Genomic DNA, 10,492 nt, shown 5'->3' with positions numbered 1-10,492 from the left:
TCGTGCATATGCACGATAATTCAGTCCTTTTCGCCGGCCCCGTTCCGTTTCCCGCCCGCACCCGGTGCCAATCTCGCGCCCTTGCCCAATCCGCACGTATCCCCGCCCCGCCCCTCGACTCCACCTCCCACTTACCCCCTCCTCCAAATCCACTCAAACTTCGTGCATATGCACGATGATTCAGTCCTTTTCACCGGCCCCGTTCCGTTTCCCGCCCGCACCCGGTGCCAATCTCGCGCCCTTGCCCAATCCGCACGTATCCCCGCCCCCCGCCTCGTCTCCACCCCCACCTTCCCCCCTCCTCCAAATCCACTCAAACTTCGTGCATATGCACGATGATTCAGTCCTTTTTGCCGGCACCGTTCCACTTCCCGTCCGCCCTCGGAGATCCGTGCGCGACGACTGGGCGCATCTGCGAGTTGTGGTCAAGGAGGCAGCAAATCGGAGGGACGAGCTCCGCGAGTCCTCATCCCAACGCTCGACACCCCTGCGGCCTCGTGGAACTCGGCCCTCCGAAGCCACGCTGACCGGAGTTCGCACCTCTCCCCACAACTCCGGGATACACGGGCGGCGACTTGGGTCCACGGACCACACTTGCCCGCCATGCCGCTGTCCCCTTACGCTCGTGGTCACGCCGCACGGTCCCGCAGGGAACCGTCCGTGCCGCGAACCAGCTCAGGAAGGAAGTCAATCATGCCAATACAATTCGCAAGGGAGATGGGTACGACGGGGCGGGCCATGCTGCACCGCCTGAAACCTGCCTCACACGCCGCCCTCGCCGCTGCCGCTCTGGCCGCTGCCGCCCTCGCCCTGGCACCCACCGCCGCCATGGCGAGCGTCCTCCTGGTGGATTTCGGTTCCACCGAGCACGCCACCGTCCCGGGCGACGCCGGCCAGCCCCTCTACTGGAACAACGTCACCCCAAGCGTCGGGGCGAACGATTTCGGCTGGTTGCCCGACCTGATCCGCACGGACGGCGAGTTCACCACCGTCTCCCTCGAAATGGTGGCCCGCTTCAACGGGGCCAACGAGAACGGCACCCTCGCCTCCGGACTCTACGCCTCGACCGCCACCCGCGATTCCCTGTACGGCAACACCGAGTCGTTCAACGGCCTCGAGGACATCTACCCGTCGTTCAAACTCACCGGCCTCAACCCGGGCGCCACTCACGACCTGACGTTCTATGCCTCCCGCCTCGGGGTGAGTGACAATCGCCAAACCCGTTACACCGTCACCGGCGCCACCGAGGCAACGGTCGAACTGGACGCCGGCAACAACGTCGATCGCACCGTCACCGTCACCGGAATGGCCGCAGACGCCGCGGGCGAAATCGCCATCTCCCTCACGCCCGGCCCCGACAACAACAACGCCAACCATTTCACCTACCTCGGTGTGCTCGATGTCCGGCTGCCCGATGGCGCCAGGCTGCTGCTCGACTTCGGCGGCGGCGGCTGGCCCACCGAATTCGAGGAACCCGCTCCCGAGATCGCCTGGAACAACCTCGACACCCCGATCGGCACTTCGGACACCGGTGAACTGGCCAGCCTGATCACCACCAACGGAACCGTCACCTCCATGGGCCTCCAGATGCTGGCCCGGTTCAACGGGGCCAACCTCAACGGCTCCCTCGATGCCACCGTGTTCCCCGCATCGGCCACCCGCGATTCCCTTTTCGGAAACACCGAAGCCTTCAACGGCCTCGAGAACGTCTTCCCCGCCTTCAAGTTCACCGGCCTCGATCCCGCATTCCACTACAGCTTCACCTTCTACGCCTCCCGCACCGGCGTGGGCGACCGTCGCGAAACCCGCTACACCGTCACCGGCGCCACCTCCGTCACCGCCGATCTCGACGCCTCCAACAACATCGATGCCACGGTCCGGGTGGACGACATCGCCCCGGATGCCTCCGGCGAAATCCGGATCTCCCTCGCGCCCGGACCGGACAACAACAACGCCAATCACTTCACCTACCTCGGAGCCCTGCGCGTCGAGTACACCCCGATCCTCTCCCCGCGTGTGCTCATCGACTTCGGCGCCGCCGGGGCCCCGACCACCTTGGGGACCGACGATCCCTTTCAACAGTGGAACAACGTGTCCGGCGCCATCGGCAGCACCGACACCGGCTCCCTGGCCGGGCTGGTCATGACCGACGGCACGGTCACCCCGTTCGGCCTCCAAATGGTCTCCCGGTTCAATGGCGTCAACGAGAACGGCACCCTGACCCACCCGGACTTTCCGCCCAGCGCCACGCGGGATTCCCTGTTCGGCAATACCGAACCCTTCAGCGGCCTCGAGAACGTCACCCCCATCTTCCAACTCACCGGCCTGGACCCGCAGACCGACTACCACCTGACCTTCTACGCCTCCCGTCTCGGCGTCGGCGACAATCGCGAAACCCGCTACACCGTCACCGGCGCCACCGAGGCGATCGCGGACCTCGACGTCGCCAACAACGAAGACCAGGCCGCCGTCGTCACCGGCCTGCGCCCCAATGCCGCCGGCGCATTCACCATCGCCCTCACCCCCGGCCCCAACAACGACAACGGCAATCACTTCACCTACCTCGGGATCCTCCAGCTCGACTGGACGGCCCGCCCGCCCTCCACGCCTCCGAGCCTGTCGGCCCTGAGCCGCTCCAATACCACCGTCACCTTCGAACTCCACGGCACCCCCGGCGCCACCTACCTCATCCAGCGAAGCGCCACCCTCGGAGCCGCCTGGTCCGACGGCCCCCAGGTCACCCTCGACGGACCGTCGCGTACCGTGGAGATCGAATCGACCGACGCCGCCCAGTTCTTCCAAGCACGGCTCCCGTGATGGCGTCCCTACCGGCGTCCATGCCGACGTCCATGCGGCCGCGCTTCCAGCTTCCGGCCCGCGCCGCCAGCACCCTGGCCGCCATGGTGATCGTCATGGCGCTGGCGCTCGCCCCCGGCGCCAGCGCCACCCAAAACCCGTTCGAAGCCGAAATCCGCGCCTTCGAAAATGCCGACCGGCTCCGGACACCGCCCTCTGATCCGGTCCTCTTCGTGGGCTCGTCCTCATTCCGGATGTGGCACGATCTGGAGGCCGCCTTCCCGGGCTTCAAAGTCCTCAACCGCGGTTTCGGCGGCTCGCAGTTGAGCGATGTGCTCCACTTCTTCGACCGGGTCGTCACACCGTATCATCCGGCCCTGATCGCCCTGTACCAGGGCGACAACGACCTCGCCGGCGGCAAGACCGTCGATCGCGTCTTCGAGGACTGGCTGGCGTTTGTCACCCGCGTCGAGGAGGACCTGCCCGGCACCGGCATCCTCTTCGTCGCGGTCAAGCCCAGCCCCAGCCGGGCCGGCGTCCTCGACGCCCAGCGTGAACTCAACGATCGGGTCCGAACGCACGCGGCGGATCATCCCCACCTCCGGTTCGCGGATGTCTTCCATCCCATGCTCGATGACGCAGGCCAGCCCCGCCCGGAGTTGTTCCTCGCCGACCGGCTGCATCTCAACCCCGACGGTTATGCCCTCTGGGCCTCGATCCTCGCCCCCGAACTCGAAACCTGGGCCCGCGATCATCCCGCCCCCTCGATCCGCCTCCCCACCCGCTCGATCGGCCTCGACTTCGGCCTCCTGGATTCTTCCCCCGGCAGCCCAAACGACCGCCCCGCTCCCGCCTGGAACGTGATCGGCCCGGATCTGGCCGGCACCGATTCCGGCACCCTCCCGGACCTCGTCGCCACCAACGGCGCGGACTCCGGAATCGGTTTCCGAATGGTCGCCCGCTTTGCCGGGGCGGAGGCGAACGGCACGACTTCCGCCTCCCACCTCCCCGCCTCCGTCACCCGGGATGCCCTGGTGGCTGCAACGCCGGAAGGCTCCGCCTTCGAACTCCACGGCCTTGATCCCGGCTCGGAGTATCACCTGACCTTCTACGCCTCCACCCTCGAACCGGCGCCGCCACGCCCGGCCCGCTACTCGGTCGTCGGCGCCAGTTCCGCCTCCGCCGAACTCGATGCCGCCGCCAACATCGACCTCACCGCCACGTTGCGCGGCCTTCGACCGACCCCCGACGGCATCCTTCGCATCGTGGTCCGTTCCATCCCCTCGGACGACGGCCACGAATTGGGGGCCCTGCTGGGCGCCTTGCAGATCTCCTGGGCGCCTGTGCCGGTTCCCGAAATCCTGTTCGACTTCGGAGCCGCCGGGTCGCCCACGCAGTTCGGCACCCAGGATCCAGGCCGGCACTGGAACAACGTCACCGCCTCCCTCGGCGCCCAGGACGGCGGCGTTCTCTCACCCGTGGTCAGCGCCGATGGCGCCGCCACCGAAGTCCGCCTGCAGATCGTCTCCCGATTCAATGGCGCCAACGAGAATGGCACCGGCCAGAGCGGCCTCTTTCCCTCCAGCGCGACCCGGGATTCCCTCTTTGGCAATACCGCGGCGTTCAGCGGCCTGGCCAATGTGTTCCCGCGATTTCGACTCTCCGGGCTGGCCCCCGACCGCCCCTATCACCTGACCTTCTACGCCTCACGCCTCGGCGTCAGCGATCATCGCGAAACCCGCTACACCCTCACCGGCGCCGACACCACGGTGACCTTCCTCAATGCCGCCAACAACGTGGCCGAAAGCGCCAGCGTCTCCGGCGTGCGCCCCAACCCCCAGGGCGTCATCGAGGTCGCCCTCTCCCCCGGTCCGGCCAACACCAACCCCAACCAGTTCACCTACCTCGGTGTTCTCCAGGTGACCTGGGACCCTCCCACCCCCGCTCCCGGCATCGTCCTGTCCGCTCCCGAACTGGCCGACGGTCAATTCCACCTGCGGCTCACCGGCAGCCCGGGACGCACCTGCCGCATCGAATACAGCACCAACCTCACCGACTGGTCCGGGATCGCCACCCTCACCCTGCCCTCCCCGGACCCGCACCCGCTCGTGTTCGAGGCCCAGGGGTCCCGGAGCTTCTTCCGCGCCATCGAAGTCGATGCCCCCACGGGAGCCCGCCTCTCAGGCGGGTTCTGAATCGGGCGTCAGCCTATCCCGGCGTTTCCGTTGGCGCTGCAGCGGCCGCCCGCGCCATGCCTCCGCGCACCGCCGCGTCGCCGCCCATGATTCGCCACACCAGCCCGGTCCGCAGATTTTCCGCCATCAGCAGGGTGATCCCCAGATCGATGCCGATGACATCCGGGTTCACCCAACCGGTCCCGGGATGAAACGCATCCACGAACCCGTACCGCCCACGGATGCGATCCCCATACCGCTCCCGCTGGTGCCGCAGGGTCCGCAGACACGCACCCGGCTCGAACGGCAGCGATCCCGCCGCCGCGCACGGCACCACGGTGCCGTCCAGCGGCCCCGAATCCGGCGGCCCTCCCCACCCCACATATCCGCGCTGCGAATCGCTCGACGTCACCCCCCACAGATCTTCCGACCACCAGGGAAACCGGTCCCGCCGGTCCAGGCTCCATGCCACATGCGCCCGCGTGGCCGCCGCCGAGTTGGCAAACCAGTCCACCCCGCCATCCATCCATCCCCGAAAGTCGAACCACGCATGGGAAAACTGGTGGACGAACAACGGCGCCGGGGACCAGACGAACCGCTCCCCGTAATACGTCCGCACCGGCCGCGTCCAGGCCCGCCAGGCCCCAGGCTCCACCGGGTGCGTCGGCGAACCGAGCGCGAGCAGATAGAGCATCATCAATTCACAGTAGTGATCCCACCGGCTCCGGATGAAACCCCGCTCCGGAAACCACCCCATCGAGAAGGTGTCCTCCCCCGCCAGCATCCACGGCCACTCCACCCGCTCGTACAGCCGCGTGGCCAGCCCCCCGATCTCCTCATCGTCGAAATACGCCCGGCAGGCCAGGGCCCCGCACAGCAGAATCGCCGTGTCGATCGACGACAGTTCGCAGTTCCAGACCCGTTCCCCGGTCTCCCAGTCGTGGAAATGGTACAGAAATCCGTGAACCGTCTCCATCGACCCCGCCAGAAACCGCAGCGTCCGCCGCACCTGCTCCCGGATCGCCCCGCCTGACGCCCAACCCCGCGCCTCCGCCACGCATAACGCGGTCAACCCGAACCCCGTCGCCGCAATGCTCGCCACCCGCCGCGCGTCCGCCCCCCCGTCCGCCAGCCGCCGGTCCAGCACCTGCCCGGTCTCCGGATGCGCCGCCTCCACAAAGTAACGGAACGTCTCCCGCGACAGCCTCTCCAGAAACGCGTCGTCCGCGGACGCCAGAACGGACCGAGCCCGTCGTGCCTCGCCACCCGAACGGCAACCGGCCAGACCCCCCAGCATCCCTGCCCCCGCCAGACCGAGGGATCGTCCCAGAAACGCGCGACGCCGCATGCCCATCGGAGTTCAGGGCACCGGCCGCACCGAGCGGACCGCTTGAATGAAGGCCTCGGCGCGCCGGGTCAGTTCAGGCCAGTCCTGGTTCTTCAGGATCTCCCCCGACACCAGCGACGATCCCACCCCCAGCGCACTGCACCCGGCGGCGATGAAGTCGGCCGCATTGCGCAACTCGATCCCGCCGGTGGGCACCAGCCGCAGATGCGGCAGCGGCGCCCGCACCGCCCGCACGAAGGCCGGACCCAGCGTGTCCGCGGGAAACAACTTCACAAAGTCCGCCCCCGACTCGTACGCGAGCTGGCATTCGGTCGGCGAATACGCCCCCAGCATGATCGGCACCTCCACCGCATGGCACAACGGCACCATCGACCCGCGCAACACCGGGCTCACCACAAACTCCGCCCCCGCATCCAGCGCACCACGGCAGGTGATGTTCTGCAACACCGTCCCCACCCCGATCATCGCCCGGGACCCCAGGACCGACCGGACATCCCGGATGGCGTTGAGGGCGTCCGGGGTGGTCGTGGTGATCTCGATGGCCACCACTCCCCCGGCCACCAGCGCCTCCGACAACGGAATCACCAGATCCCGCCGCGGCGCCCGCACCACCGCAATCACCGCCGCATCCGTCAACCTCTGAACCTGTTGCAGTCGCTTGCTCATAACGCACCGCCTCCCGTGCCGGACCTGCCTCCCGCCACCCCGCCGGTCGCGCTTCCGGTCGCGCTTCCGGTTGCGCTTCCGGTTGCGCTTCCGGTTGCGCTTCCGGTTGCGCCGCCGCGCTCCGCCTTCGCGACCGACCCCGTGCGCCGGTAGGCCTCGGCCAGCAGCGTGACCGGATGCACCACCCGCAACGCCATCCCCGCCGCCCGGCACCCGTTGATCAACTGCAGCAGGCATCCCGGATTGGCCGTGGCCACCACCGCCGCACCCGTGGACCGCACGTGCCGGACCTTCCGATCCAGCAATTGCCCCGCCATCTCCGGCTGGGTCAGGTTGTAGATCCCCGCACTGCCGCAGCACCAGTTCGCCTCCGGCAATTCCACCAGGCGCAGCCCCGGAATCGCCCGCAGCACCTGCCTCGGCGGCTGGACCACTTTCTGCCCGTGCGACAGGTGACAGGACTCGTGGTAGGTGACCACCTGCTCAGGCGCATCCCCCGGCGCCGGCGGCGTCACCCCGTGCTCCGCCAGAAACTCGTGAATGTCCTTCACCCGGCCGTCCCAAAGCGCCGCCCGCCGCGCATAGGCCGGGTCGTCCTTCAACAGCGTCCCGTAGTGCTTCAGATGCGAACCGCACCCCCCCGCGTTGGTGATGATCGCGTCGTACCGCTCCGGCGGCAGCGCGTCGATCGAACGCCGCGCCAGTTCCTGCGCCAGCGCCCACTCGCCGTTGTGCGCGTGCAACGAACCGCAGCACGGCTGGTCCGCCGGCGTGTGCACCTCGCAGCCGTTGCGCGCCAGCACCTCCACCGTGTCGGCGTTGACGTCGCTGAAGATCAGGTCCTGCGCGCACCCCGTCAGCACCGCCACCCGGAATCGCCGCGGCCCCACCGCCGGTGTCACCCGCGCAATGCGCTCGTTCGAGAATTCCGGCTGCACCGGCGGCGTCATCGCCTCGAGTTCCCGCAGGCGCCGCGGCAGCAGCCTCAGGATCCCGCTGCCCCGCACCAGCCGCTGCAACCCCAGCTCCTGGTACAGCCGCATCACCCGGCCCAGCGCGGTCAGCCGCCGGTGATCCATGAACAACCACTTCACCGTGAAGGCCCGGATGAAGCCGCGCCGCACCGATCGCAGCAATCCCCGCGACTCGACCTCCGCCCGCGCATGCTCGAACAGCTCGGCGTAGTTCACCCCCGCCGGACACGCGGTCATGCACGCCAGACAGCCCAGGCAGAAGTACATCTCCTCGGCAAACGCCTTCGTCGGCTCCAGCCGGTCGTCCGCAATCGCCCGCATCAGCGCAATCCGGCCGCGCGGACTGTTCCGCTCCAGCTTCGTGGCGTCGTAGGTCGGACACGTGGGCAGGCACATCCCGCAGTGCATGCACTGCTGCACCACCGAGTAGTCGAGTCCCTTCAGATGGGATGGGTTCGAGCCGCCGCCGGCAACCGCGTTCATGCCTCGAAAATCGTGGAGTTCATTCGGGGTCCGGGCCGGGATCGTCCGGTGAACCGAACAAACGCGCCAGCCGGTATAGCACCCATCCGATCGCCCCCAGCACCACGACCGCCAGCAGCACGCCACTCAAGGTGTCCCGCCTCCGGCTGTCGGGCAGACTCCACGCCGCCACCGCAAACGCCAGCACGGTCACCCCGCCCAGAACGGCAAACCCGAGGATCACCCGACGCCGCAGCACCGGCGACGGAACCTCTCCCGGCGGCGTCCGGGCAAGCCGCCAAAGCCCACGCCCCAGCCACCAGCCCGCACCGGCCCCCGCCATGCCACACAGCCCGCTCACCAGGTCGAACTCGATGCGAAGCGCCGGATTGATCTGTCGAAGCGCTCCCAGGATGGTCGCAAGCGTCCCAACTCCCGCCGCCGCGCAGGCCGGCGCGATGACCGCCCAAAGATCGGGGCCGGATGGGGGTTCGGGTACGTCGCCCATGGCTCCGGTTCACGCGGCCGCTCCCCCGGCGACACCCGCCGGCCTCGCTCCCGCGTCCTCGAACATCTTGCCCGGATTCAGGATGCCCTTCGGATCCAGCGCACGCCTCAGTTCGCGCATCACCCGCATCGAGGCATCCCCCACAAACGCCGGCAGAAACTCCTTCTTCGCCAAACCGATCCCGTGCTCCCCGGTGATCGTGCCCCCCAGTCGCACCGCCTCGTCGAAGATCTCCCGGAAGGCCCGGTGCACCCGCTCCATCTCGGCGTGGTTCCGCTCGTCGGTCAGAAACGTCGGATGCAGGTTCCCGTCCCCCATGTGCCCGAAGGTCCCGATCCGCAGCTCGTACCTGCGCGCCACCTCGTCCACGAACCGGATCATCCGCGCCAGCTCGCTCCGCGGCACCGTGGCGTCCTCCAGAATCGTCGTCGGCGCCACCCGCGCCAGCGCCGAAAAGGCCGAACGGCGCGCCGACGCCAGCCGCGCCGCCTCCGCCTCGTCCCGCGCCACCCGCACCTCAATCGCCCCGTTCTGCCGCGACAACGCTTCCATCCGCTCCGCCTCCTCCGCCACCGCCGCCGGATGTCCGTCGCTCTCCATCAACAGCAGGGCCTCGCAATCCAGCAGCAACCCCACCTTCGCGTATTCCTCCACGCACCGGATCGTCGTCCGGTCGAGGAACTCCAGCGTGCACGGAATGATCCGCGCCGCGATGATGTCCGACACCGTCTGCGCCGCCCGGTCCATCCGGTCGAACGTGGCCACCAGCGTCTTCTTCGCGGCCGGTTGCGGAAGCAGCCGCAGCAGCACCCGCGTGATCACCCCCAGCGTCCCTTCCGACCCGATGAACAGGTCCCGCAGCGAATACCCCGCCACATCCTTCACGCACTTGTTCCCCGTCCACAGCACCTCCCCGTCCGGCAGCACCACCTCCAGACCCATCACGTAATTCCGCGTGATGCCGTACTTGAGGCCGCGCAACCCCCCGGAGTTCTCGGCCACGTTGCCGCCAATCGTCGAAATCTTCATCGACCCGGGGTCGGGCGGATAAAACAACCCCGCCTTCGCCGCCGCCTCCGCAATCGTCACCGTCGTCGCCCCCGCCTCCGCCATCAGCGTCAGGTTCGCCGCGTCCACCTCCAGGACTCGGTCCATCTTCACCAGGCACAGCACCACCGCCCCGGGTGTCGGCACGCTCCCCCCGCTCAGCCCCGTCCCCGAACCCCGCGTCACCACCGGCGTCCCCGTCGCGTTCGCCCACTGCAACACCCCCACCACCTCGTCCCGGCTCCGTGCCATCACCACCGCCCCCGGCATCCCCTGCAACGCCGCCGTCCCGTCGAACGAGTAGGGAATCAGATCCTCCCGCGAGGTCAGCACGTGGTCCGCCCCAACGATGGCGGCGAGCGGTTCGAAGCGACGGGATTCTTCTGGCATGGCGACCGGGCGTCCAGCATGGGAACCCGACCCGCACAGGGTCAAGCGCTGCCGGGACATCCAGGTGCTCCCGGTGCATCCCCAAGTTGTCGGTACCGAGCCAGCGAATCGGAGGGACGAGCTCCGC

7 protein-coding genes are annotated in these 10,492 nt (G+C 68.4%); 2 read left to right on the top strand and 5 right to left on the bottom strand.

Going from position 1 to position 10,492, the window contains the following annotated elements; translation table 11 throughout:
- Positions 1–738: 738 nt before the first annotated feature.
- Positions 739–2,817, top strand: a complete 2,079-nt coding sequence (locus KF833_22045; GenBank protein ID MBX3747998.1) for a hypothetical protein — start codon at positions 739–741, stop codon at positions 2,815–2,817.
- 20 nt (positions 2,818–2,837) lie between these two features.
- A complete protein-coding gene (locus KF833_22040; protein MBX3747997.1) occupies positions 2,838–4,991 on the top strand; it encodes a hypothetical protein in 2,154 nt (717 codons plus the stop codon).
- Positions 4,992–5,004: 13 nt separating this feature from the next.
- Here KF833_22040 and KF833_22035 read toward each other — a convergent pair whose 3' ends face one another.
- Genes KF833_22035 through KF833_22015 form a run of 5 tightly spaced genes read right to left on the bottom strand, consistent with a single transcriptional unit; the run spans position 5,005 to position 10,365 of the window.
- A complete protein-coding gene (locus tag KF833_22035; protein ID MBX3747996.1) occupies positions 5,005–6,318 on the bottom strand; it encodes a hypothetical protein in 1,314 nt (437 codons plus the stop codon).
- 12 nt (positions 6,319–6,330) lie between these two features.
- Positions 6,331–6,984: a bifunctional 4-hydroxy-2-oxoglutarate aldolase/2-dehydro-3-deoxy-phosphogluconate aldolase gene (locus KF833_22030; protein ID MBX3747995.1), complete on the bottom strand. Its 654-nt coding sequence runs from the start codon at positions 6,982–6,984 to the stop codon at positions 6,331–6,333.
- Positions 6,981–8,441, bottom strand: a complete 1,461-nt coding sequence (locus KF833_22025; protein ID MBX3747994.1) for a (Fe-S)-binding protein — start codon at positions 8,439–8,441, stop codon at positions 6,981–6,983. The genes KF833_22030 and KF833_22025 overlap by 4 nt, the downstream gene beginning before the upstream one ends.
- Before the next feature lie 19 nt (positions 8,442–8,460).
- Complete coding sequence (locus KF833_22020; GenBank protein MBX3747993.1) at positions 8,461–8,928, bottom strand: hypothetical protein; 468 nt, start codon at positions 8,926–8,928, stop codon at positions 8,461–8,463.
- Between the two features lie 9 nt (positions 8,929–8,937).
- Positions 8,938–10,365, bottom strand: a complete 1,428-nt coding sequence (locus tag KF833_22015) for an FAD-binding protein (protein MBX3747992.1) — start codon at positions 10,363–10,365, stop codon at positions 8,938–8,940.
- Positions 10,366–10,492: the final 127 nt, after the last annotated feature.

It is taken from the genome of Verrucomicrobiia bacterium (assembly GCA_019634625.1).
Taxonomy (GTDB): domain Bacteria; phylum Verrucomicrobiota; class Verrucomicrobiia; order Limisphaerales; family CAIMTB01; genus CAIMTB01.
This window is presented reverse-complemented; position numbering and strand designations above follow the sequence as displayed.